19 protein-coding genes, 1 tRNA gene and 2 pseudogenes are annotated in these 24228 nt (G+C 56.2%); 5 read left to right on the forward strand and 17 right to left on the reverse strand.

Annotated features, from left to right (window positions below; genetic code table 11):
* Positions 1 to 3 precede the first annotated feature (3 nt).
* From prfA to argS, 8 genes are all read right to left on the reverse strand, one after another.
* Positions 4 to 1077: a peptide chain release factor 1 gene (prfA, locus tag N6V40_RS13785; RefSeq protein WP_131087860.1), complete on the reverse strand. Its 1074-nt coding sequence runs from the start codon at positions 1075 to 1077 to the stop codon at positions 4 to 6.
* Between the two features lie 167 nt (positions 1078 to 1244).
* A complete protein-coding gene (rho, locus tag N6V40_RS13790; RefSeq protein WP_262198014.1) occupies positions 1245 to 3149 on the reverse strand; it encodes a transcription termination factor Rho in 1905 nt (634 codons plus the stop codon).
* Positions 3146 to 3550 carry a Rho termination factor N-terminal domain-containing protein gene (locus tag N6V40_RS13795; protein ID WP_262198015.1) on the reverse strand — a complete coding sequence of 135 codons (405 nt, stop codon included), beginning with the start codon at positions 3548 to 3550 and terminating at the stop codon, positions 3146 to 3148. Before N6V40_RS13795 ends, rho begins: the two co-directional genes overlap by 4 nt.
* Positions 3551 to 3886: 336 nt before the next feature.
* Entirely contained in the window at positions 3887 to 4819 is a 933-nt protein-coding gene (thrB, locus tag N6V40_RS13800) for a homoserine kinase (RefSeq protein ID WP_262198016.1), read from the reverse strand.
* A 129-nt stretch (positions 4820 to 4948) separates the two neighbouring features.
* Complete coding sequence (thrC, locus tag N6V40_RS13805; RefSeq protein WP_131087857.1) at positions 4949 to 6049, reverse strand: threonine synthase; 1101 nt, start codon at positions 6047 to 6049, stop codon at positions 4949 to 4951.
* A 1-nt stretch (position 6050) separates the two neighbouring features.
* Entirely contained in the window at positions 6051 to 7337 is a 1287-nt protein-coding gene (locus N6V40_RS13810) for a homoserine dehydrogenase (RefSeq protein ID WP_262198017.1), read from the reverse strand.
* Positions 7338 to 8759, reverse strand: a complete 1422-nt coding sequence (gene lysA / locus N6V40_RS13815; protein WP_262198018.1) for a diaminopimelate decarboxylase — start codon at positions 8757 to 8759, stop codon at positions 7338 to 7340.
* Between the two features lie 5 nt (positions 8760 to 8764).
* Entirely contained in the window at positions 8765 to 10408 is a 1644-nt protein-coding gene (gene argS, locus N6V40_RS13820) for an arginine--tRNA ligase (protein ID WP_262198019.1), read from the reverse strand.
* Positions 10409 to 10574: 166 nt separating this feature from the next.
* On the opposite strand from argS, the gene N6V40_RS13825 reads away from it, so the two are divergent.
* The 3 genes from N6V40_RS13825 (at position 10575) to N6V40_RS13835 (ending at position 12073) form a co-directional block, all read left to right on the forward strand.
* Positions 10575 to 10650 (forward strand) — tRNA-Arg (locus N6V40_RS13825).
* Between the two features lie 120 nt (positions 10651 to 10770).
* On the forward strand, positions 10771 to 11493 hold the full coding sequence (locus N6V40_RS13830) for a VIT1/CCC1 transporter family protein (RefSeq protein ID WP_131087853.1): 723 nt from the start codon (positions 10771 to 10773) through the stop codon (positions 11491 to 11493).
* Positions 11494 to 11578: 85 nt separating this feature from the next.
* Positions 11579 to 12073: a GNAT family N-acetyltransferase gene (locus N6V40_RS13835; protein WP_262198020.1), complete on the forward strand. Its 495-nt coding sequence runs from the start codon at positions 11579 to 11581 to the stop codon at positions 12071 to 12073.
* A gap of 60 nt (positions 12074 to 12133) precedes the next feature.
* Here N6V40_RS13835 and N6V40_RS13840 read toward each other — a convergent pair whose 3' ends face one another.
* From N6V40_RS13840 to N6V40_RS13850, 3 genes and pseudogenes are all read right to left on the reverse strand, one after another.
* Positions 12134 to 12925, reverse strand: a complete 792-nt coding sequence (locus N6V40_RS13840; RefSeq protein WP_262198021.1) for an ABC transporter ATP-binding protein — start codon at positions 12923 to 12925, stop codon at positions 12134 to 12136.
* Positions 12918 to 13834: pseudogene (locus N6V40_RS13845) on the reverse strand (ABC transporter permease). Before N6V40_RS13845 ends, N6V40_RS13840 begins: the two are co-directional and overlap by 8 nt.
* Positions 13835 to 13919: 85 nt before the next feature.
* Positions 13920 to 14915: an ABC transporter substrate-binding protein gene (locus N6V40_RS13850; RefSeq protein WP_131087848.1), complete on the reverse strand. Its 996-nt coding sequence runs from the start codon at positions 14913 to 14915 to the stop codon at positions 13920 to 13922.
* A 399-nt stretch (positions 14916 to 15314) separates the two neighbouring features.
* On the opposite strand from N6V40_RS13850, the pseudogene hrpA reads away from it, so the two are divergent.
* Positions 15315 to 19261: pseudogene (hrpA, locus tag N6V40_RS13855) on the forward strand (ATP-dependent RNA helicase HrpA).
* Positions 19262 to 19381: 120 nt separating this feature from the next.
* Here the strand turns inward: hrpA and N6V40_RS13860 are convergent.
* The 4 genes from N6V40_RS13860 to N6V40_RS13875 are packed head-to-tail and all read right to left on the reverse strand — an operon-like array spanning position 19382 to position 21760.
* On the reverse strand, positions 19382 to 19783 hold the full coding sequence (locus N6V40_RS13860) for a hypothetical protein (RefSeq protein WP_242632421.1): 402 nt from the start codon (positions 19781 to 19783) through the stop codon (positions 19382 to 19384).
* Positions 19767 to 20195, reverse strand: a complete 429-nt coding sequence (locus N6V40_RS13865) for an HIT family protein (protein WP_262198022.1) — start codon at positions 20193 to 20195, stop codon at positions 19767 to 19769. Before N6V40_RS13865 ends, N6V40_RS13860 begins: the two co-directional genes overlap by 17 nt.
* A 27-nt stretch (positions 20196 to 20222) precedes the next feature.
* Positions 20223 to 21059, reverse strand: coding sequence for a sulfurtransferase (locus tag N6V40_RS13870; protein ID WP_262198023.1), 837 nt, complete (start codon positions 21057 to 21059; stop codon positions 20223 to 20225).
* 5 nt (positions 21060 to 21064) lie between these two features.
* On the reverse strand, positions 21065 to 21760 hold the full coding sequence (locus N6V40_RS13875; protein ID WP_262198024.1) for an MBL fold metallo-hydrolase: 696 nt from the start codon (positions 21758 to 21760) through the stop codon (positions 21065 to 21067).
* Between the two features lie 152 nt (positions 21761 to 21912).
* On the opposite strand from N6V40_RS13875, the gene N6V40_RS13880 reads away from it, so the two are divergent.
* Positions 21913 to 22320 (forward strand): Fur family transcriptional regulator, encoded by a 408-nt coding sequence (locus N6V40_RS13880; protein ID WP_131087842.1) that lies wholly within the window; start codon positions 21913 to 21915, stop codon positions 22318 to 22320.
* A gap of 84 nt (positions 22321 to 22404) precedes the next feature.
* Here N6V40_RS13880 and N6V40_RS13885 read toward each other — a convergent pair whose 3' ends face one another.
* Entirely contained in the window at positions 22405 to 23265 is an 861-nt protein-coding gene (locus N6V40_RS13885; RefSeq protein WP_262198025.1) for a metal ABC transporter permease, read from the reverse strand.
* 8 nt (positions 23266 to 23273) lie between these two features.
* The gene (locus N6V40_RS13890) at positions 23274 to 24107 is read right to left on the reverse strand and encodes a metal ABC transporter ATP-binding protein (RefSeq protein ID WP_262198026.1); all 834 of its coding nucleotides are present in this window, start codon (positions 24105 to 24107) and stop codon (positions 23274 to 23276) included.
* Positions 24108 to 24228: the final 121 nt, after the last annotated feature.

Raw genomic sequence — 24228 nt, forward strand, 5'->3', positions numbered from 1 at the left:
TGCTTACTCGCCCAGCGCTGCCAAGCGCTCTTCTTCGTCCATCTGGATGCATGATTCGATCACTGGCTGCAGTTCGCCACTCATGACGGCATCCAAGTTGTACGCCTTGTAACCGGTGCGGTGATCAGCAATGCGGTTTTCTGGGTAGTTGTACGTACGGATACGCTCGGAACGATCCATGGTACGGATCTGGCTTGCACGAACTGCCGAGTTTTCGGCGTCGATGATTTCCTGCTGGTGAGCCAGCAAGCGTGAACGAAGCACACGCATGGCCGCTTCACGGTTCTGGATCTGCGACTTTTCGTTCTGCATGGCGACCACAATGCCGGTCGGGATGTGGGTCAGGCGAACCGCGGAGTCGGTGGTATTCACCGACTGGCCACCAGGACCTGAGGAACGGTATACGTCCACCTTCAGGTCGTTCGGGTGAATGTCGACTTCTTCGGGCTCGTCAACCTCGGGCAGGATCAGCACGCCGGCAGCCGACGTGTGGATACGTCCCTGAGATTCGGTCACTGGAACACGCTGCACACGGTGCACACCGCCTTCAAACTTCAGCTGTGCGTAAACACCCTCAGCTGGGTCATTGGACTTGCCCTTGATCGCAACCTGAGCATCTTTGTAACCGCCAAGGTCAGACTCGTTGAAGGAGATCATCTCCACCTTCCAGCCCTTGTTCTCAGCAAAGCGGGTGTACATGCGCAAGAGGTCAGCTGCGAACAGTGCTGCCTCATCACCACCTTCACCACCCTTAACTTCAAGGATCACGTCACGTGCATCGTTAGGGTCACGTGGGATCAGCAGGCGACGAAGCTTTTCTTCCAGCTCCGGAAGAGCTGCCTTGATGGTTTCGACTTCCTCGGCGAACTCTGGATCTTCATCCGCCATTTCCTGCGCAGCTTCCAAATCATCGGTAGCGGTGTGCCAGCGGTTGTAGGCTTCAACGATGCCGTTGAGCTGGGCAGAGCGGCGTCCGAGCTTGCGGGCCAGCGACTGGTCGGCGTACACCGCCGGATCCGAGAGCTGCGCCTGAATCTGGGCATGCTCTTCTAGTAGCGTCTTGACGGATTCGAACATGGTGATGTGCTTTCCTTGTCGGCGGTGCCCGCACAATCAGGCTCTTTTCGGGCCTGCGGGCTGCTGAGATTAAATTCTAGTGGGTTAAACGGTCACTACGCGCCGATGGCGTCCAGCCAGCTGCCCGGGTGGGGCAAACTGGCTGGACGCCATGGCGAGTAGGGCAACTAATCCTTGTTTGGGGTGGTCTTGTTGACCAGCATCAAGAATTCAGCGTTGGATTCGGTTTCGCGAATCTTTCCGGTCAGCACTTCCAGAGCCTGCTGTGGATCGATGCCCGAAAGCATACGACGCAGACGCCACATGATGCGTACCTCTTCGGCACTCATCAGCTGCTCTTCACGGCGGGTGGAGGATGCATTGACGTCCACCGCTGGGAAGATGCGCTTCTCGGCCAGCTGGCGTGAGAGGCGAAGCTCCATGTTGCCGGTGCCCTTGAATTCCTCGAAGATGACCTCGTCCATCTTGGACCCGGTCTCCACCAGTGCGGTGGCAAGGATGGTCAGCGAGCCACCGTTTTCGATGTTGCGAGCAGCACCGAAGAAACGCTTTGGTGGGTACAGTGCAGCCGAGTCGACACCACCGGAGAGGATACGGCCCGAGGCTGGAGCAGCCAGGTTGTAAGCACGGCCCAGACGGGTCATCGAGTCAAGCAGAACCACAACATCCATGCCCATTTCCACCAGGCGCTTAGCGCGCTCGATGGCTAGTTCAGCCACGGTGGTGTGGTCATCAGCTGGGCGGTCGAAGGTCGAAGCAATAACTTCGCCCTTGACGGTGCGCTGCATGTCGGTGACTTCTTCGGGACGTTCATCAACCAGCACCATCATCAGGTGTACTTCTGGGTTGTTGATGGTGATCGCGTTGGCGATCGCCTGAAGGATCAGGGTCTTACCGGCCTTTGGAGGCGATACGATCAGGCCACGCTGGCCCTTACCGATCGGGGCAACCAGATCGATAACACGTGGGCCGACCAGCTTTGGATCGGTTTCCAGGCGCAGGCGCTCGGTTGGGTACAGCGGAACGAGCTTGTTGAACTCAACACGTTCGCGGTTATCTTCTGGCTTCTTGCCGTTGACGCTGGTCAGCTGCACCAGTGCGTTGAACTTTTGGCGTGGGTTAGGGGTCTCGCCCTCGCGTGGCTGGCGGATCGCACCAACAATGGCGTCACCCTTGCGCAGGTTGTACTTCTTGACCTGGCCCAAGGTGACGTACACGTCGTTTGGACCTGGCAGGTAGCCGGAGGTGCGAACAAATGCGTAGTTCTCCAGCACGTCCAAGATACCGGCGATTGGCAACACAACATCGTCTTCGCTCAGCTGTGGCTCGTCTTCATCACGACGGTTGCGACGGTTGCGGTTGTTGCGATCGTTGTTGCGCTCGTTGCGGTCATTGTTGCGCTCGCGACGGTTGCTGCGATCATTACGATCGTTGTTGCGCTCACGACGGTTGCTGCGATCATTACGATCGTTGCTGCGTTCATCGGATTCGTTCTCTGACGCTTCGTTGCGCTCGTTACGATCGTTACGGTCGTTGTTGCGCTCATTGCGCTCGCCACGATCGTTATTGCGCTCGTTGCGGTCATTGTTGCGCTCGCGGCGATTGCCACGTTCACGACGCTCTTCGCGTGCTTCGCCGTTGGACTCAGACTCGCTGACTTCGTTGCGCTCGTTACGATCATTGTTGCGATCGTTGTTGCGCTCGCGGCGGTTGCCACGTTCACGACGCTCTTCGCGTGCTTCGCCGTTGGCCTCAGCCTCGTTGGCCTCGCCACGCTCAGTGCGCTCGCCACGGTCGTTGTTACGCTCACGACGGTTGTTGCGGTCACGACGGTTGTTATTGCGTTCGCGACGCTCTTCGCGTGGCTCAGCGTTGTTATCAGTAGCTTCGGTCTGTGGCTCAGCGTTCTGAGCTGCAGGCTGTTCAGCGTTGACTTCAGCCTTGGCCCTCGAGTTGCGGCGCTGGCGTGGTGCCTTCTGCTCAACTGGTGCGGCTTCAGTTTCAACTGTTGCTGCAGGTGCAGGTGCTTCAGTCTGCTCCTGCGCAACTGGAGCCTTGCCCGAGTCGGTCACTCGACGCGATGGGCGACGGGTGCGTGCAGGCTTCTGTCCTGCGGTCGAGTCGTTCGCTGCTTCGGTAGCTGGCTGCGCCTGTGGTGCAACTTCAGCTTCTGCTGCCGGTGCGTTTTTGGTGCACGGCGCGAGCGCGCCTTGGTTTCGGTTGGCTGCTGTTCGGCAGCTGGTGCTGCTTCGCTCTTAGCTGCCTTTGCTTCCTTCGCGGCGACAGATCCGCCACGCTGATGCTCGCCGATAGCCTTTACCAGGTCAGCTTTGCGCATTCGCGATCCGCCGGTAATTCCCAGCTGCGAAGCCAGCTGCTGAAGCTGGGTCATCTTCAAAGAGGCCAGACCGGCACTCTTGTTTTCGGAAGTCTTGGTGTCCACGCCTTCGTTGAGGCTCGTGGTTTCGGTCACGAAAGTTCCTTCTGACTCGTAGGATGGGCCGCTTCAAGGCAGGCCCACTATGCCGTTAATGTTTTGCCTTAGCCGAAGATTTCATGGCTAGTGCGCATTCCACCGAGCGAGCCCAAAAAGCAGGTCACTAAACTGCGGTGGAATATATAAGGAGACTGATATCTCGACGGCACGAGGCTGTGCATGAATGTGGGATATCAAAGTTGCTGCGACGGCAGGAAGAACCGGAACGACTGGACGGAGAAAGTAGGGTTCAAGAACCGAACCATTCCGTATCAACACTGGCCAATGGGATTTGAACCGGGTAACTACCCAACAATCCGGCCTGCCATAGTGTTACAGCACTTCTACTGTAACACCGTTGTTAGCCAGCGCAGGAACTTCAGCACGCCACGACACTGTAGATTCCGCAGAAAACTCTTCAATCTTGGCCAAGACTTGGGCCACCTGCTCTTCGCCCGCGACCAAGGTCAAAACCGTTGGGCCTGCCCCGGAAACCACAGCGGCCAGTCCTGCCTCACGCAATGAAGCGATCAAGGACGCACTTTCGGGCATAGCTACAGCACGGTAATCCTGGTGCAGATAGTCCTTGGTGCCTGCCAGCAAGACCGATGGATCGTTGCTGAGAGCATGAATAAGTAGGGCTGCACTGGCGCTATTGGCGGCCGCAATACTGTGATCAACCTGCGCTGGTAGTGCTCCACGCGCTACCTCGGTTGATAGCCCGTTGGAAGGAATGGCCAGTACAGCACGCAGCTGTGATTGCAACGGCACCTGAACCGAAGCAAAGCTACCGTCTGGTTGCGTTGATGAAATGCTCAGGCCACCGTAGACCGCCGGCGCTACGTTGTCTGGATGCCCCTCCCAGGCTGCCGCGGCTTGGAAAATTGCTTCGGTGCCACCGCGTGATTCTTCAGGCAGCAACGCATCGGCTGCTGCGTACGCGGCAACAATGGCTGCCGCGGAGGAACCCATACCGCGTGCGTGAGGAATATTGTTCTCTGCCTCGAGGTGAACACCAACCGGTTCAAAACCGGCACGGCTCCAGTAGCGGTGCATCTCCTTGATGATCAGATGTGATTCATCTTTGGGAAGATCCTCGGCACCTTCCCCGGTGATCTCAACGCAGCTCGTCGACGCAGTGCGCACCACAAGCCGGTCCCGGTATTCCAAAGCCAAGCCGAGGGAATCGAAGCCTGGGCCAAGGTTGGCGGAAGTGGCTGGTGGGCAAACAATTACGTGCTGGCCCAAGGCGATCTGCTGCGTCATAGTTCCTTCAGTTTCAGAACAGGAAATGTGAAAAATGGACAATGGCCCGTCACGGTTGACCTAACTCCCCTACGGGAACTTGCCAAGGCGCGACGGGCCATATTCAGCCGGCGAAATCCGGCAGAGGTTCTAGGCCAGGCCCAGTGCGCCGGCTACCTCGACAACGTCGAAGCCGACCTTCTTTGGGGTGACTGCTGAACCATCGGCCTGCTTCAAGGCCCAGTCTGGGTCCTTGAGTCCGTGTCCGGTGACGGTGATGACAATCTTCTTGCCGGTTGGCACATTGCCAGCAGCGTGGTGCTTCAGCAGACCGGCAACACCGGCAGCCGAAGCAGGCTCCACAAAAACGCCTTCACGGCTCGAAAGCCAACGGTGCGCTTCTAGGATCTGCTCGTCAGAGACCGAATCGATCTGTCCGCCGGACTCGTCCCGCGCTGCTTCAGCCTGTTCCCATGATGCTGGGTTACCAATGCGGATAGCGGTAGCGATGGTGTCTGGTTCGGTGATTGGGTGACCTGCAACGATTGGCGCCGCGCCTTCAGCCTGGAAGCCCCACATGATTGGAGTTTTGGTGGACACTGGTTCCAAAACCTTGCCGGCTTCATTGGTCCACTCGGAGGAGTACTCCTTGTAGCCCTTCCAGTACGCGGTGATGTTACCGGCGTTGCCAACTGGCAGCATGTGGTAATCCGGTGCGTCACCCAAGAAGTCAACCACTTCAAAGGCGCCGGTCTTCTGACCCTGAATACGGGCAGGGTTCACGGAGTTCACCAAGAAGACTGGGTAGTTTTCGCTCAGTTTGCGAGCAACCTCAAGGCAGTTATCAAAGTTGCCATCAATCTGAATGATGTCAGCACCGTGAGCGATAGCCTGGGACATCTTGCCCATGGAGATCTTGCCGTCCGGAACAAGCACCGCACACTTCAGGCCAGCCTGAGTTGCGTAGGCGGCAGCTGAAGCCGAGGTGTTACCGGTCGAAGCGCAAACCACAGCCTTGGCACCGGCGGCTACCGCGGCGGTCATTGCCATGGTCATGCCGCGGTCCTTGAAGGAGCCGGTTGGGTTCATGCCTTCAACCTTGAGGTACACATCGTTGCCGGTGTGTGCCGAAAGGGCCGGGGCGTAAACCAACGGGGTTCCACCCTCGCCCAAGGTGATGACCTTGGTGTTTTCGTCTACTGGTAAACGGTCGGCATATTCGCGGATTACTCCGCGCCACTGGTGAGCCACGTTAGTTTCCTTCAACTCGCATAACGGATAGAACTGAATGCACAGCGTCCAAGGCTTCGAGGGCCTCAACGGTGCTGGACAGGGCCGATTCGGTGCCCTGGTGGGTGAGGATACGCAACTGCGCACCAGAATCTGCGTCACCTTGTTGGCTCATCGATTCAATCGAGACCCCATGCTCACCAAAAACGGTGGCAATGGAAGCGAGCACACCGGACTGGTCCTTAACCGACAGGCCAATCCAGTAGCGGGTGGTGATCGCATCAAAGTCGAGCATCCGTGGGCTGCGCTGGATCGAACCATTGGGCAGTGGTGCACCGGCGGCGATCTGTCGAGCCACAGCGACCACGTCGCCCATCACGGCGCTGGCGGTGGCGTTGCCACCGGCACCGGCGCCGTAGAACATGAGGTCGCCAGCGTTTTCTGCTTCAACAAAAACGGCGTTGAAGGCACCGTGCACTGTTGCCAGTGGGTGCGAACGACGAATCAATGCTGGGTATACGCGCACCGAGATGCCCGCTTCACTCTGCTCAGCGATAGCCAGAAGCTTGATGACGTAGCCGGCCTCGGCGGCTGCTGCTACATCTTCTGCGCTGACCTCGGTGATACCTTCGGTAGAAACCTGTTCCGAAGAGACAGTGGTGTGGAAAGCCAATGAAGCCAAGATCGCAGCCTTCGCGGCAGCGTCGTGTCCGCCGACGTCGGCAGTTGGATCGGCTTCGGCGTAACCCAAATCTTGGGCCTGCTTCAATACGTCGTCAAAAGCCGCACCGGTGGTATCCATGGCGTCCAAGATGAAGTTGGTGGTGCCGTTGACGATACCCATCACCTTGGTGATGTGATCTCCAGCCAGCGAATCAGCGATCGGGCGAAGGATCGGGATGGCACCGGCCACTGCCGCCTCGTAGCGCAACTGCGCTCCGGACTGTGCAGCAACTTCATTAAGATCTGCACCCTTAAGCGCAATCAGTGCCTTGTTGCCGGTGATTACGCTGGCACCCTTGGACAGGGCGGCAGCGATGTACTGGCCGGCTGGGTCCAAGCCACCGAGTAGTTCGATGACCACATCGGCCTTTTCGATCAACGCGAGTGCATCCGTGGTGAAAAGCTCCTTGGGCAAGTCCACGTCGCGCTTGGTATCAAGGTTCCGCACGGCAATGCCGATCAGCTGCAGACCAGCACCCGAACGGGATGCCAATTCATTCGCGTCTTCCAGCAGGATTCGGGCCACTTGGGCTCCGACCGTACCGCAACCCAGCAGGGCTACCTTCAGGTTCTTTTCGCCGCTCAATTAAACTCCCATGTCGCGGGCTAGCAAGTCGTCTTCGGTTTCCCTGCGTACGATCAAACGGGCTTGGCCATCGCGTACAGCTACCACCGCTGGGCGGGTGAGGTAGTTGTAGTTGCTCGACAGGGCCCAGCAGTATGCGCCGGTGGCCGGAATCGCGAGCAAGTCGCCAGCCGCCACGTCGTCGGGCAGGTAAACGTCCTTCACGACTATGTCACCTGACTCGCAATGTTTCCCAACTACACGAGAAATAATTGCGTCGCTTTGCGTCATACGACTGGCCAGAACGGCGGTGTATTGCGCGTCGTAGAGCACCGGACGAGGGTTATCGCTCATCCCACCATCAACGGCAATGTAACGGCGCGGGTGCAGGGTGCCGGCTTCGTCTTCAACCTGAACATCTTTGAGCACACCGGTCTCGTACAGGGTGAAAGTGGTCGGACCGACAATGGCGCGGCCTGGCTCAATGGAGATGCGAGGGCAAGCCATATCCAATTGCGCGCAGGTAGCCGAAACAACTTCGGCCATCTGGCCGGCAAGCTTCGCCGGGGTGGAGGGGTGATCCTCGGAGGTGTAGGCAATGCCGTAGCCACCACCCAAGTCCAGTTCAGGCAGCTCAACGCCGTGAAGTTCACGAACCTTTGCAAGCAGACCCAGCATGGTGCGAGCCACCATGGCAAAACCGTCGGCTTCAAAGATTTGTGAACCAATGTGAGCGTGCAAGCCCAAGAGGTTCACATTCTTCGCTTCAATAGCGCGGGCTACCGCACGCAAAGCCGGTGAGGTGCCAGTGGCATCGGGAAGAATGGACAAGCCAAACTTCTGGTCCTCGTGCGCGGTGGCAATGGCTTCATGAGTTGATGCGTGAACACCAGGGGTAATACGCAGCATCACTTCTGCGGTCAGGCTTAAAGAATCAGCCAAGGAGATCACACGTTCCAGCTCATCAAGTGAGTCGATAACAATGCGGCCAACACCCATTTCAAGGCCGCGGATGATCTCGGCCTTGGACTTGTTGTTTCCGTGCAGCGAGAGATTCTCTGCCGGAACGTTAGCTGCCTTAGCTACTGCCAGCTCTCCGCCGGAGCAGGTATCTAGGCGCAGACCCTCGTCGGTAACCCAGCGGGCTACCTCGGTGCAGACAAAAGCTTTGCCGGCGTAGTAAACATCTACTCCCCCGCACAAGTCCTTAAACGCTTCATCAAAAGCGGTCTTGAACCCGCGGGCTCGGGCGCGGAAGTCATTCTCGTCAAGCACAAACAGTGGCGTGCCAAATTCTTCGGCGAGAGCACTGACCCGAAGGCCCTGGACGGACAGTTCGCCGTCAGCCTCGCGGGAAACCCCCGAAGCCCATTCGATCTCGCGTAGTGCGTTAATGTTTTCGGGGAATTGCAGCCATTGCGGGGCTAGCGGCGATACAGCCATACCAGTTACATCCTCTCTGGGGCAGAAACGCCCAGCAGTTCCAATCCATTTGCCAAGACGGTGGTGGCAGCGTCGTTCAGCCACAGGCGGGTGCTGTGCACTGCTGAGATCGTTTCGTCTTCACCAACCGGGGTGATACGGGTTGCGGCGTACCACGAGTGGTATGCACCGGCTACCTGCTCCAGGTAACGGGCAATGCGGTGTGGTTCGCGGAATTCTGCAGCACCAGCCACGACCGATGGGAACTGTCCGAGTACGGCCAGCAGTTCGTTTTCGGTCGGATCGGTCAGCAGGGTTGCTTCAAAGTCATCACGGGTAATGCCCTTGGCTACAGCGTTACGGGCTGCGGCAGCCGAACGTGCGTGAGCATACTGAACGTAGAAGACCGGGTTGTCGTTGGTGTTCTTTCGCAGCTGCTCTGGATCCAAGGCAATTGGAGAATCGGCTGGGAAACGAGCCAGCGAGTAACGCAGTGCGTCAGCACCGATCCAGTTGATCAGATCGCGCAGCTCAATGATGTTGCCAGCACGCTTGGACAGCTTGGCACCGTTGACGCTGATCAGCTGACCGATCAACACCTCGATATTCTTTTCCTTGTCATCTCCTGCGCAGGCAGCGATGGCCTTCAGTCGATTAACGTAACCGTGGTGGTCGGCACCGAGCAGGTAGATCTTTTCTTCGAAGCCGCGGTCCTTCTTGGACAGGTAGTACGCGGCGTCGGCAGCAAAGTAGGTTGGTTCGCCGTTGGCACGGATCAGCACACGATCCTTGTCGTCACCAAAATCGGTGGTGCGTAGCCAGACTGCGCCTTCCTGATCAAAGATATGACCCTGTTCGCGTAGGCGAGCCACGGCGTCAGCCACAGCACCGCCCTCATGCAAAGCGGTCTCTGAGAAGAACACGTCGAAGGTGACACCGAAGTCAGCAAGGGTCGCCTTGATATCAACCAACTGTGCTTTGTACGAAGCTTCGCGCAGGGCAGGAATGGCTTCTGCTTCTTCCAGCTTGCCAAGCTCAGGGTTCTCAGCGAGTACTACGTCGCCGAGTTCCTTGATGTATTCACCTGGGTAACCGCCCTCAGGTACGGGCAGGCCGTGGATGCGGTTGTATACGGAGCGGGCAAAGACGTTCATCTGGTTGCCGGCGTCGTTGATGTAGTACTCGGTGGTGACCGTTGCGCCAGAGGCACGCAGGACGCGCGAGATGGCATCGCCCAGTGCGGCCCAACGGGTGTGGCCAATGTGTAGGGGTCCGGTTGGGTTCGCGGAAACGAACTCCATGTTGACCACGTGGCCGGCCAGGGCTTGGTTGTGACCGTAGGCAGCGCCGGCATCAACGATGCTGCGGGCTAGCTCACCGGCTGCGCCGGCTTCTAGGGTGATGTTGAGGAAGCCTGGACCAGCGATGTCGACTGCGTCGACTCCTGGAACCTCTGCGAGTCGTCGGGCAAGGAGCTGCGCGAAGTCGCGGGGTGCCATTCCGGCTTTTTTGCCCAGCTGCAGCGCGATGTTGGTTGCCCAGTCACCGTGCTCACGGCTCTTTGGACGGTCAACACGTACGGTCTCTGGCACCTCAACGGAGATATCACCAGCGGCTACGGCTTCGGTGAGGCATGCGGATATTGCTGCGGAGAGTTCTTCAGGAGTCACCGTTCAAGAATACCGGTAATTGCCCTAAATAATGATCATTCATGACTCCCCCGGACTGTGAGACTGAGCAGTCCCGGTGACTTTTGCACCACATTCTTGAGTGCTTTCTCCAATTGCGCAGATCAGCGCACCACCTGATAGTATTTTTTCTGTTGCTCAGCAACCCGCCTCTGTAGCTCAGTGGATAGAGCGTCTGCCTCCGGAGCAGAAGGTCGAAGGTTCGATTCCTTTCAGGGGCACCAGCAAATTGCAGGATCTGGAATTCCAGACCTGCAATTTTTTTGTTTAAATGTTGCCGATAACTATGGCGAAGATTTACTTGTCACTGGCGTCTATGTCTTGCTTAGTGATTATCTTGGCTCATGACCGAATCCACGAGTGCTCACCCTAACGAACCGCATCAGAAAAACTTTGCTGAACGTCTCAACTGGTTGCGCGCCGGCGTGCTTGGCGCCAATGATGGCATTGTTTCAGTAGCGGCCACGGTAGTAGGCGTCGCGGGTGTCACCAACCAATCGGCACCCATTTTTACTGCCGGCATGGCTGCCGTCATTGGTGGCGCGATATCCATGGCGCTAGGTGAATACGTATCGGTCAGTAGTCAGCGCGACTCACAGCACGCACTCATTGAAAAAGAACGCCAAGAACTTGCCGATGATCCGCAAGCAGAGCTTATTGAGCTTGCTGGGATTTACCAGTCGAAAGGGCTGAGCCAAGAGACTGCACTGCAGGTGGCCAATGAACTCACTGAACACGATGCGTTAGCAGCACACTTGTCGGCAGAGCTGAATATCGATGAAGAAGAAGTCGTCAATCCTTGGCATGCTGCTTATGCCTCTGCCGCTGCCTTTGTTATCGGCGCGATCCTACCCATGCTGGCCATCATGCTGCCGCCGGATTCGGTGCGCATTCCGATAACCTTCGCCGCGGTGCTCATTTCTCTTGCGCTGACCGGGACACTCGGCGCCTACATCGGTGGAAGTTCCAAACGTGTCGCGGCGCTTCGCTTGGTGATTGGTGGTGCGCTCGCTTTGGCGGCGACGTTCTTCATCGGCACCCTGCTTGGATCCAGCGGAATCTTTTAGTGCATTGTCCTAGATAGCCACTTGCCTAATCTGCGCTCTGCTTGCACTGACAAAGATGGAACACGTACCTCAGTAAGCTAAGACTATGGATGCCAAAAGTCCGTCAATAACTTTCGCAGTAGTGAAGCCTGAAGATCAAAAGTCTGTTGCCCAGGCTGCAATCATCTGGGCTCGCGCTGCCGCCCAGCGCGATCACCAGCCACTGCCCAAAGATGGCGCGCAAGCTCTCGCTGGCGTCCAACGTCGTTTAGCCCTTCCTAGCTCCCGGCTCGTCTTGGCTACGCTCGCTGATGAGCCTGCAGGTTTTACCCTCTGCGCTCCGCACGATGACTATCTGGAAATTTACTATGTCGCAGTCTCGCCAGAATTCTGGGGCCGTGGCGTTGCACGTCAGATGTTGGATGAAGTAGACCGCTACGCGCTGAGCGCAGGCTTCCACCACATCCGTTTATGGGTCATAGCCGAGAATTCCCGCGCCATGCAGGTTTATCTGTCTTGCGGCTACCAGCAGACAGGCCAAGAACTCGTTGATCAGAGTTCGGGACGCGTCGAGTGCCTATTGGAGAAAACTTCGACTTAAACCAGTTCAGGCTCCGCCAACCATTAGGATATGCGGAGCCTGAACTGTTGTTCTCAGTTTTTATTGCAGCATGGTGCGATCATCGAGCTGAGCGCCCTTGATCTTTTCAAATTCACCGAGCAATCCCTTAACAGTCATTTGCGACTTTTCTTCTTGATTCAAGTCCAAGATGATCTGCCCGTCATGCATCATGATCAGTCGTGTTCCCAATTGCAGTGCTTGTTCCATGTTGTGTGTGACCATCAGCGTCGTCAGCTGATGCCGTTCAACGATTTCCTTGGTCAAGCGAGATACAAGAGCTGCACGCTGCGGGTCAAGCGCTGCGGTGTGCTCATCCAGCAACAGGATCTTTGGCTTTGAGAACGTAGCCATCAACAGGCTCAATGCCTGACGCTGACCTCCCGAGAGCAATCCAACCTTGGTCTTCAGGCGATTCTCGAGGCCTAGTTCCAGGCTCTTGAGTTCCTCGACAAATAGCTCACGTCGCTTGGCTCCAACGCCCAAACCCAATCCGCGGAAACGGCCACGGGCGTAGGCCAAGGCCATATTCTCTTCAATGGTCATGGCTGGAGCAGTGCCAGCCATTGGATCTTGGAATACGCGGCCGATGTACTTTGCTCGACTGTAGTCCGCTAGCTTGGTGACGTTCTTTCCGGCGATGCTCACCGAGCCTGCGTCCGGCTGAAGTTTGCCGGCCACCATATTGAGCACTGTAGATTTGCCTGCGCCGTTGGAACCAATGACGGTGACAAATTCGCCGTCGGTCAGTTCCAGATTGATGTTGCGCAGAGCTTTACGTTCATTGACGGTTCCGGGGAAGAACGTACGCGATAGGTTCTGGATATTAAGCATTGGTGCGAACCTCTTCCTTGCCAGTCACGGTAGCCGGCGAGCGCTTGAAGGTCTTCACTATTTTCTGGAACCCCTTCCATTTAGGCAGCAACAACGCCACGACAACGAGCACTGCTGAAATCAGCTTCATGTCGTTGACTTCCAGGCCCGCAGACAAAGCCAGCTGAATCACCAGACGGTAAATCACTGCGCCGAATACGACTGCCAATGCAGCCAGCCAGATGTAACGCTGGGTGAAAATCGCTTGGCCAACGATGACCGAAGCCAAGCCAATCAGAATCAAACCGATACCCATGCCTACGTCAGCGAAGCCCTGGTACTGAGCAATCACCGCACCGGAAAGCGCCACAAGGCCGTTGGAAAGGGCAAGGCCCAGAATCTTCTGATTATCGGTACTGACACCGAAGGAACGAATCATTTCCTGATTATCGCCGGTGGCACGCATGGCCATTCCCACTTCGGTGTGCAGGAACCACACAATGGCAGCAACAAATACAAGACAGAGAACGAAGAGAATCGCAATCGATGTCCCAGTACCCAATAATCCCGCTTTGCGCAGGGGCTAAACAGAGTTTCTTCACCAAGCAACGGTGTATTTGCTTTACCCATGATGCGTAAGTTGATGGAATACAAAGCAATCATGGTCAAAATACCGGCCAACAAGCCGTCAATTTTTCCCTTGGTATGCAGTAGACCTGTGATGGTGCCGGCAACTAGGCCAGCGATAAAGGCCAGTGCCGTAGCGAGCCACGGGTTCACGCCGCTGACAATGCTCACCGAGGCGACAGAGGCTCCGGTGGTGAAGCTACCGTCGACTGTCAGGTCTGGAAAATCTAGGATACGGAAGGTCAGATACACGCCGAGCGCCATGATGGCGTAAATCAGGCCGAGTTCAACCGCTGTGATCATGTGGGGATCCTTGAGTTGTATTGTCACGACGAAAGGCGAGGCATCAGATCATGCGCCTCGCCTTACGTCGCTTGTGATGCAGGGTTTAGTAGACTTCGACGGCCTTTGACTTCATGTCCTCGGAGAATTCGATGCCGGAGTTCTTTGCGGCTTTCTCATTGAGGTACAGGTCAACCTTTGAGATGGTCTCTACCGGCAGGCTTGCTGGTTCGGCTTCGCCCTTGAGTACTTTGACCGCCATGGCAGCGGTCTGCTCGCCGAGCTTCTCGTAGTTAATGCCGTAGGTTGCGGTAGCACCACGCTTAACCGAGTCGCCGTCAGCGGCAATAACTGGAATCTTCTTCTTGTCAGCGGTCTGGATCAGACCTTCAAGTGCAGAAACCACAGCGTTGTCGGTCGGAACGTAGTAAGCGTCTACGTCCAACGATCCTGCTGCCTGCTGTACTTCACTGGAAGTTGAAATCGCAGACTTTTCGATGGTCAGGCCCAAATCTTTAGCAGCTTCTTCAGCCAGCTTGACCTGAACTTCCGAGTTCACTTCGCCCGAGGAGTAAACGATGCCGACCTTCTTAGCATCTGGTTTCAGTTCCTTGAGCAAAGCAAGCTGCTCATCAACCGGGTTCAAGTCCGAGGTGCCGGTGACATTGGCACCTGGTGCTTCATTGGATCCGACGAGCTTCGCGCTCACAGGGTCAGTGACAGCTGAGAACAGAACTGGAACCTTGGTGATGGTCTGGGCTACTGCCTGGGCTGACGGGGTGGCAACTGCCAACACCAAGTCAATATCCGAGTCCGCAGCAAGCTTGCCAGCAATCGAGGTATTGGTAGCCTGATCAGCTTCCGCGTTGTTCTCGTCGTAGGAGATCTTGTCACCGGTGTACCCGGCGCTCTCCATGCCCTTTTTGAATCCGGTGACGACAGCATCCAAGGATGGGTGCGTAACGTACTGTGCGATGCCGATCTTTACTGGCTCGTCACTTGCAGCCTTGTCGCTCGATCCATTGCTACCGCCGCAAGCGGTCAACGCGAGTGCGCTAGCTGCAGCTACTGCTGCAAATTTCATAGCTGTGAAGCTCTTCATTGAAATCCCCTTCAAAGTCCCCATAGTGCGAGTGATGTCATCAATGCAGTTGGTAGTTGGGCTGCAAGACCACTTGTGAAATGCATCCGGGAACCGTCCCAACACCACGTCGATGATTACCCTAGATCTTACATGTGAACGACCTCACTTTAGTCACCGGATAGGGCCATCGAGAGACGTTTTAATCTTGATATTGAACTTTATGGGCACAATTTCCGAGTAGTGAGACGAAATTGGTACGTTTTGTATTTTGTCTCCACAAGATGTCGACGTTTGCCTAGACGGACAGAAAATTTGACTAACCTCTTTCACACATCCTTGGACCGGATTAGGCCACAAATTTCGCCCTCGGCTCGGCGGCAAGTGGATTGGGCGCTACGCGAATAGAATAGAAACATCATGGCGCTTAGCATTACGTATCCAGAAGCCCTCCCGGTCTCAGCCCGTCGCGCAGACATCCTCAAAGCAGTGCGCGAAAATCAGGTGGTAGTGATAGCCGGTGAAACCGGTTCAGGAAAAACCACCCAGCTACCCAAGATGCTCATTGAACTCGGCCTGGCCGAAAAGGGCATGATTGGGCACACCCAGCCTCGTCGTCTTGCCGCGCGCACCGTGGCTGAACGAATTGCCGAGGAAATGGGAACCGAAATTGGTGACGAGGTCGGTTTCCATGTGCGCTTCACCGGTGAGGTCTCGCGCAATACCAAGCTAAAAGTCATGACCGATGGTATTCTGCTTGCCGAAATTCAGCGCGACCGTTTGCTGAAAAAATACTCTGCGATCATCATCGATGAGGCTCACGAGCGCAGCCTGAATATTGACTTCCTGCTTGGTTACCTCAAGCAGATCATGCCAAAGCGCCCTGATCTGAAGATCATCATCACCTCGGCTACGATCGACCCTCAACGTTTTGCCGAGCACTTTGGTAAGACGTTACCCTCGGGCGAGATTGAACCAGCACCGATTCTGGAAGTCTCCGGACGTACCTTCCCCGTTGAACTGCGCTACCGCCCATTGCAGGCTGAAGCAGCCCTTGACGATGAGTCAGATGATGAAAATTCATTAGAGGAAGAACGCGATCCCCTCGATGCAGTCACCGATGCGGTTAAGGAACTAAGCCGAGAAGCACCAGGCGACATCCTGATCTTCTTCTCCGGTGAACGAGAAATTCGCGATGCGGCTGAGGCGTTGCGAGCAATGGTCACCGCCAATAAGCGCCTGCCTCGTTATGAAGTATTGCCGCTTTTTGCTCGCCTCTCACTTGCTGAGCAGCACCGAGTCTTCCACCCGGGCAGTGCACCACGCCTGATCTTGGCTACCAACGTGGCTGAAACTTCACTCACCGTGCCAGGCATCAAGTACGTGATCGATACTGGCACCGCCCGCATCTCGCGATACTCTCATCGCACCAAGGTGCAACGTCTACCTATCGAACGCGTTTCACAGGCCAGCGCCAATCAGCGTTCGGGCCGTTGTGGTCGTGTCTCCGAGGGCATCGCCATCCGCCTGTACGCGGAATCAGACTTCGAGGCTCGCCCCGAGTTCACTGACCCAGAAATCCTGCGTACCAACCTAGCTAGCGTCATTTTGCAGATGATTTCCATGGGCGTAGTTGCGTCAGCCACCGAGGTGGGAAAGTTCCCCTTCGTTCAGCCTCCCGAAGCAAAGGCCATCACCGATGGTGTGAACCTGCTGCGCGAACTTGGTGCGTTGGAATCCAACAAGTCCGCCAAGCTCACCCCGATTGGTCGCAAGCTGTCCCAGCTGCCACTAGACGTACGTCTGGGACGAATGATCGTCGAGTCTGCGGACCGCGCAGTGGCTAAGGAAGTCATGGTGCTCGCCGCAGGTCTGAGCATCCAGGACCCACGAGAGCGTCCAAGTGAAGATACCGGCATGCGCGAAAGAGCTGCCGAGCTACACAAACGATTCACCGATGAGAAGTCTGACTTCATTGCCTTGCTTAATCTCTGGGCATACCTGCAAGAACAGCAGAAGGAACTCTCTTCCTCGGCCTTCCGCCGCATGTGCAAGACAGAGCACATCAACTACCTGCGCGTGCGTGAATGGCAAGACTTGTTCACACAGTTGCGTCAGCTTGCTAAGCCGTTGGGCATCACCGTAGCGGCTGCCCCGATTGACCCGGCTGCCAACGAAGACCAAGTTCACAAGTCACTACTGGCTGGTTTGCTTGGACATATCGGTATGTACGATGAGCGCAAACGAGATTATCTCGGTGCGCGTGGCACTCGCTTTGCCATCTTCCCTGGCTCCGGACTTTTAAGAAGTCGCCAACCTGGGTCATGTCCGCCGAGCTCGTGGAGACCTCACGCCTATGGGCGCGAATGAACGCAGCCATCTCCTCCGAATGGGTGGAAGAACTCGCGCCGCATCTGCTTAAGCGAACGCACTCGGAACCGCATTGGTCTAAGCGCACCGGCTCTGTCATGGGATATGAAAAGGTCACGCTCTTTGGCCTGCCAATCATCCCCCGCCGTCAGTTCCACTACTGGCGGGTTGACCCGATTCTGGCGCGCGAACTATTTATTCGTCACGCGCTGGTTGAGGGAGATTGGCGTACCCACCATAAGTTCTTTGCCAAGAACCGGGCTCTGCTTGAAGAAGTTGAAGAGCTTGAGACACGTATGCGCCGTCATGATCTGCGCATCTCTGATGAAGATCTATTCACTTTCTATGATGCGCGGGTGGGCTCCGAAGTTTATTCTGAGCGTCATTTTGACCGTTGGTGGAAAAATGCACGGGCAACTGACCCAACGCTTTTGGACTTTGACCCCGAAGCTTTGTTGGCCGACGGTGAAGAACTCGATGAAAGTAACTTCCCCACCACGTGGCAACTGGGCAATATTCACCTGCCCCTGAGCTACGAATACAATCCGGCCGCCAGTGCGGGTGAAGGCGACGGCGTTTCGCTTACCGTTCCTGTGGTGTTCTTGAATCAGCTGGACCCTGCTCGCTTCGCTTGGCTCATTCCAGGCCTGCGTCACGAGCTGATTACTGCGCTGATCCGTTCCATGCCGAAGGCCATACGTAAAAACTTCGTTCCGGCCCCGGATGTTGCAGGTAAAGCTCTAAACATGCTGGATCAAGACTTTGATCCAGCTACTGATGATCTGGCGGAATCACTGGCGCTGGTCTTGCGTCGATTGCGCGGCATGGTGGTTGAACCTTCGGTCTTTGATTTTGCTGCATTGCCAGCGCACTTGCGCTTCGGTTTCACTGTCACGGATGCCTCCGGCAAGGTATTGGGTCAGGGTGATGATCTGGCCGCCCTGCAATACAAGTTTGCGGCTGCCAACCGCGCAGCGCTGGCTAGTGGAGTCAATAAGCCGGGCAAACCTGGCGCATCGGTGGCATCACCTTCGAACAAGTCGAACAAGTCGAACAAGAAGGGTGCCAAGGCCTCGGCCGCACCAACTCAGGGCGCTTGGGACCAGCAAGGTCTTGATCACTGGCCTGAGCTAGAGGCCGCTGGCGATACCCTAGGCGACACTCTGCCTGCTAAGGTCACCACCACGGTTATGGGCCAAGAGATCACTGCCTTCCCCGGACTGAACGACACCGGGTCGGCCGTAGATCTTACCGTCTTCCGTAGCGAGACCGAACGCGATGCTGCGCATCGTAGTGGTGTCATTCGACTGCTGATGTTGCGTTTGCCGTCGGCGGCAAAGTTTGTCGTCTCGCACCTGAAAAATGCGGAAAAGCTGGTGTTTACGCAGAATCCGCACGGATCCATCGACAAGTTAATTGCTGACTGCACCATGGCCGCCGTGGATCAGTTGGTTCCGGCCACGCTTCCGATGAACCGAGCTAGTTTTGAAGCACTCTTCGAATCTGTGCGTGCCGAGCAGATTGACACCGTCTTCACCATCACCGCAGTGGTGGCTAAGGTCTTTGGATCTTCGACCCGGATCAACAAGGATCTAAAGAGCACAAAGTCATTGGCGATGTTTGCTGCAGTCACCGATATCCGTTCGCAGCTTGAGCAGTTGATTTATCCGGGATTCATTGCTGCCACCGGTGCCGCGAACCTCATGCGCCTACCGCGTTATGTACAAGGCATTGAAGTGCGTTTGGAGAAGTTGCGCGGTGGAGCGGTCACCCGTGATTCACAGGCATTGGTGACCATCCAAAAACTGGAAGATGAGTACGATACTGCTCTGGGTAAGGTTCCACAGGGCGCACGTGTTCCTGCGACTTTGGGCCAGGTGAAATGGATGCTGGAAGAAATGCGCATTTCGCTCTTTGCCCAAGAACTGGGCACTGCGTATTCGGTCAGTGAAAAGCGCATCCGTAAAGCAATGAAGGATGGGCTCGCTGAGCTTTAGCCATACTCGTTACAAAGTTTGAAGCGGGACGAATCCCGAGTCAGATGCCGCGGGGTACTGGACATCATGTTGGCGCGCCATATCGGTTCTGAACGCCCAACCACGCAGGTCCAAGGCTAACTATCTGGCTGGTGGAACGACGATGATTTGCACGTCGTCCTCGTAGATGACCGTGCCAGGAGACTTTGACTGTAGTTTCTCCCAACCGATCTGGTGCGCGTCGAGCAACTTGAGATACGGCTCGACGCGCTCCAGCAGGTGGTGTGCACTGTCCTTAAACCAAGCCACTGCCCCGGGATTGAGCTCATGATCATAAATTTCGGGGTCAGTGCTGCTTGGGTTTGGATAGGCTGCGTCATACCAATCATTGCCCGCACGCCAAATGACGTGCTCTTCTTCGCTGAGCTCACCGCCACGGCCGAGCGAATTGACGAGGGCAAAAATTCCTAGATTTACGCCGCGATGGTTAGGCGACACAGACTGGTAGCGCAGGTACAGCAAGGTTTTAGGCCTCTGGGACAAATTCGCTGTGGCCGTCCTGAACCAAGCCATCGCGCAAGAGCTGAGCGTTTTTATCCAAGGCCACTGGGTCTGGGTTCTCCGTCGCATTAGACAGATCAAAATCAGCCAGCGAATTGGTTGGCCAGACATGCACATGTAGATGAGGAACTTCAAAGCCTGCAATCATCAGTCCGGCACGCTGCGCACCAAATACGCGCTTCTGGGTCTGTCCGATTTTTCTCGCCACCAGGGTCAGATGGGTTACTAATTCTTCAGAAGCATCCGTGAATTCATCGACTTCCTCACGTGGCACTACCAGTGCGTGTCCGTCGGTCAGTGGGCCGATAGATAAGAAGGCAACGCATTTTTCGTCTTTCCAGACGAAACGGCCTGGGATCTGACCTTCAATAATCTTGCTGAACAGCGTACTCATTGCTGCCTTTCTCTAGCTGCAGTATTTTTAGTTGCGATGCTTTTCGTCGCTCGTGGCCACTGGTGCTTGCGGGTATGAGCAATATTCGGACCAGCTACCCGGGTATAAGCCCAGTTCAATGCCTGCGCTGGCTGCAGCGAGCACCTGATGCGCGGCGGTGATGCCGGAGCCACAGTAGGCTGCAGAACCGGGCCGCTGCGCTCCGAGCTTGGTAAAGCTTGCTTGCAGATGTTCGGGTGTGTGGAAGCGCGCCTGGGCGTCCAAGTTGTCGGTGGTCGGCCGGTTCAAGGCGCCGGGAATGTGTCCGGCCACCGGGTCAATCGGCTCTTCGATCCCCAGATAGCGGGCGGTAGCGCGCGAATCGATTAGCACTCCAGTTAGGGATTCCAATTCGCCGAACTCGACTACCGGCATTCTGCCCCAGGAGAGCATCACCGTCCCGGGTGCTGCTTCTTCGATGCCATCCGAGATCGGGCCATCGGCTTGCTTCCAAGCTTCCAGTCCGCCATCAAGTACCTGAACGTTTTCAAATCCTGCATGGCGTAACAACCACCAAGCGCGGGCTGCGGCGAGGGCACCAGAATCGTCGTAGGCCACGACGCGACTGTCTGGGTTGATGCCCCAACTGCGCGCGGCAGCTTCAAAATCTGCAGGCAGTGGTAATGGGTGACGTCCGGTATGTTCACCGACGGTGCCCGATAATTGCGTTTCCAAATCCACAAAGATGGCACCCGGAATATGACCGGCAGCGTACTGCTGTGCGCCGTCGTTCTTTCCAAGCACCCAGCGCACGTCTAAGAGCACGGGAGAGGCCTCGCCCTGAAGCAAGGTTGTGAGTTCATTGGCGGATATCAAAGGATTCATATGCACTACCTTGCTAACAGTTCCTCGACCTTATATTCGGTGCCCTGCTCTAGTCGCTGATAGGTGCTGCCGGAACGCTCAGCAATGGTGCCCAACTGACGGTCGAACAAGCCCACGCCGATCTCGTTGAGCAACCCGTCGTGGATTGGCGCCCACGTTTTTGCCTTGGTTGCCGTAGCAAAGTCAGCAGCTTCAGACATCTTGCCCCACGGTGCCATCACCGGCAGTAGCAGTAAATCTACTGGCACGCCCACGGGAACTTGGTAGCTGTCTCCGGGGTGGAAAACTATCGGTTGACCAACTGCATTATCCCCCAGCACGTATCCGACGTTGGCAACCAAGTCGATGGATTGGTGGATCGTCGCGTGGGTGCCGCCTACTGCGCGCACACGAATCCCGCCGACAATGAAGTTGGCTCCAGCGCACACGGGGTGCACCTGGGCAATGGTGGCGGCCGGTAGTTTTTCCTTCAGGCTCTTAGCCAACGCCGCTGGCGCGTAGACCTCCAACACCGGATTAGAACTCAGTGCTTGGACGATAGCTTCGAGATCCGCATGGTCCGCATGCTCGTGGGTGATCAGCACTGCGTGCTTGTCTTCGAAAGCCCCGGTCAGTTCAGAAAAACTTCCAGGATCAAGCAGCAGCGAACCGTCTACGGTGCTCAGTTCAATACAGGAATGGCCTCTGGTTTTGATGCGCATGTCTTTAGCGTAGGCTCCACGCCCCGCCCGTGCCAGCGCCTGACACGCATCATCCAGAAAAGTTGGCTAAAATTGAGTGACAGTACAGGTGAACTGCGCAGTTACATGAGCGGTTGCCTGTCCGCAACGAAGTCAAGGAATGGTGCACGTAGATGTCCCAGCCAGAAACCCGGATTACCAAGCAGCGACTGGCTGTAGCGCAGGCACTGGGCGAGATCAATGATTTCGCCACCGCACAGCAGCTGCACCGTTGGTTGCAGGATTCCGAAAAGAAGGTTTCGCTGGCCACCGTCTACCGCCTGTTGCAATCCATGGCAGATGACGGCTTGGTTGACGTCCTGCGTAGCGGTGACGGCGAAGCACGTTTCCGTCAGTGCATCACCGACACCCACCACCATCACTTGGTCTGCCGCTCTTGCTCTAAGACCGTAGAAGTACAGGCCCCGTCCGTAGAACGCTGGGCCGCACGAGTCGCAGCCGAGCATGACTTTTCTGAGCCTGAACACACCGTTGAAATCTATGGTGTGTGCGCCGAATGTCGCGCTAAAGCCAGTAGCTAATCACCGAAGTTGGAATTCAAAATCTCTGTGAACATGACAATCGCCCCAGATCAATGATCTGGGGCGATTGTCATGTCTGAAGTTCTATACCTGGTGACGTCTGCGCGGTGAACGAACGTATTCAATGCTTCGGCAGATCACGTAAATCAAGAATGAAATCGTGGTGACGTAAGGGCTGATTGGTAGCGAACCGGCTAGGGCCAGCAAGATGCCACCAACAACGGCAAGTTCTGCAAACGCAATCGAGAGCACTACGGTCAGTACCGGATTGGATGTCACCCTCATCGCGGCAGCGGCCGGTGTAATCAGCAAGGCTAGGACCAGCAGTGCGCCGACAACCTGAATAGTCACCGCAACGGCAAGTGCCAAAATCACCATGAAGATAATCGACAGCCCGGAGGTGCGTACGCCTCGGGCATTAGCCACGACCGGGTCCACCGAAGCGAAGGTTAGTGGGCGCCAGATCAGAATCAGCGCAAGCACTACGACCAGTGAAAGTATCAGCATGCCGTTGAGCTGAACATCGTCCACAGCAACAATCTGGCCGGTCAGCAGGCCGAATTTATTTGCGCTTCTGCCCTCATAGAGAGACAGGAACAAGATGCCCAGTCCCAAACCAAATGGCATCAGGACACCGGTAATTGAATTTCTGTCTCGTGCTCTGGTGCCTAGGAATCCAAGGATCAACGCGGCAATGAGTGAGCCGAGTACCGAGCCAGTGACCACATCGGCGCCAATGAGCAGCGCAAAGGCCGCGCCAGCAAAGGACAGTTCAGCAATGCCGTGCACAGCGAAGGCCATATCGCGCATCATGATGAAGATGCCAATCAGTCCGCCCACAACGCCCAGAACCGCTCCGGCGATCAGTGAGTTGGACACTAGGGGCAAGAGTAGGGCGTAGTCGTCAAAGTTAAATGCCTTGTCGATGAAATCGGAAAAGTTCACAGTTAGCCCTACTTCCCGGTCTCAAGTTCAATATCATGTGCGTGATCATGCCCATCGGCAGGTAGCGGTCCAGCGCCGTCACCGGCAACCACCACAATGCGTCCATTCACTCGCAGCACTTCAACCGGTGCACCATAGAGCTCGGTGAGCACCGAAGTCTGCATGACCTCATCTACGGTCCCCAAGTGGAACTTGCCCTGTGCCAAGTACAGAACTCGGTCAACGTACGGCAGGATCGGGTTGATCTCGTGAGTGACAAAAATTACCGCACTATTGCGTTCAACGGCCTGGCGGTGAATGACTTCACTGATGGCCTGCTGATGGTGTAAGTCCAGGGACAGCAACGGTTCATCGCACAGCAGCACTGCCGGGTTACCAGCCAAGGCCTGGGCTGCACGAAGCCGCTGCTGTTCGCCGCCAGAAAGATCTGACACCGCACGATTGGCGTATCCGCTGGCTCCGACCATGTCCAACAGTTGATCGACCTGTTTGCGCACCGAGTTGCGGCCAATTCGGATGCCTAGCTTAGAACCATCTAGTCCAAGGGCCACAAGATCCCTGGCACGCAATGGAACGTTATCGCCAAAGGGCCGCTGCTGTGGAATCAATCCGACAGTTGCTGATCCTCGACGCACGGCTTCTCCCGCGATCGATACCGAGCCACGATTCAGCGAGGTTGTTCCGAGCATGGTGTTGATGAAGCTGGTCTTGCCTGAGCCGTTAGGCCCCAAGACTGCAAGGAACTCACCTTTATCGATGGAAAGACTAAGTTCATCCCAAAGCACTCGGGACCCGTAGGCCAAGCGTGCGTCTTGAAAACGGACGATCGGGCTAGATGACATGGAATACTTTCTAAACTGCACGGTTTGCGGAACAGCCGCGACGAAAAACTGCGGCACCCATGATGGGCACCGCAGTTAATCCTACCAGTTGCGATTCATTCGCAATACGCACTCACCAAGT

The sequence above is a fragment of the Glutamicibacter sp. M10 genome (assembly GCF_025452055.1).
In the GTDB taxonomy this organism is placed as follows: Bacteria; Actinomycetota; Actinomycetes; order Actinomycetales; family Micrococcaceae; genus Glutamicibacter.

Coding starts and splice junctions, on each gene's coding strand:
- prfA (WP_131087860.1), bottom strand. CDS start 1,077: ATGTTCGAATCCGTCAAGACGCTACTAGAAGAGCATGCCCAGATTCAG.
- thrB (WP_262198016.1), bottom strand. CDS start 4,819: ATGACGCAGCAGATCGCCTTGGGCCAGCACGTAATTGTTTGCCCACCA.
- lysA (WP_262198018.1), bottom strand. CDS start 8,759: ATGGCTGTATCGCCGCTAGCCCCGCAATGGCTGCAATTCCCCGAAAAC.
- N6V40_RS13830 (WP_131087853.1), top strand. CDS start 10,771: ATGACCGAATCCACGAGTGCTCACCCTAACGAACCGCATCAGAAAAAC.
- N6V40_RS13835 (WP_262198020.1), top strand. CDS start 11,579: ATGGATGCCAAAAGTCCGTCAATAACTTTCGCAGTAGTGAAGCCTGAA.
- N6V40_RS13840 (WP_262198021.1), bottom strand. CDS start 12,925: ATGCTTAATATCCAGAACCTATCGCGTACGTTCTTCCCCGGAACCGTC.
- N6V40_RS13850 (WP_131087848.1), bottom strand. CDS start 14,915: ATGAAGAGCTTCACAGCTATGAAATTTGCAGCAGTAGCTGCAGCTAGC.
- N6V40_RS13865 (WP_262198022.1), bottom strand. CDS start 20,195: ATGAGTACGCTGTTCAGCAAGATTATTGAAGGTCAGATCCCAGGCCGT.
- N6V40_RS13870 (WP_262198023.1), bottom strand. CDS start 21,059: ATGAATCCTTTGATATCCGCCAATGAACTCACAACCTTGCTTCAGGGC.
- N6V40_RS13875 (WP_262198024.1), bottom strand. CDS start 21,760: ATGCGCATCAAAACCAGAGGCCATTCCTGTATTGAACTGAGCACCGTA.
- N6V40_RS13880 (WP_131087842.1), top strand. CDS start 21,913: ATGTCCCAGCCAGAAACCCGGATTACCAAGCAGCGACTGGCTGTAGCG.
- N6V40_RS13890 (WP_262198026.1), bottom strand. CDS start 24,107: ATGTCATCTAGCCCGATCGTCCGTTTTCAAGACGCACGCTTGGCCTAC.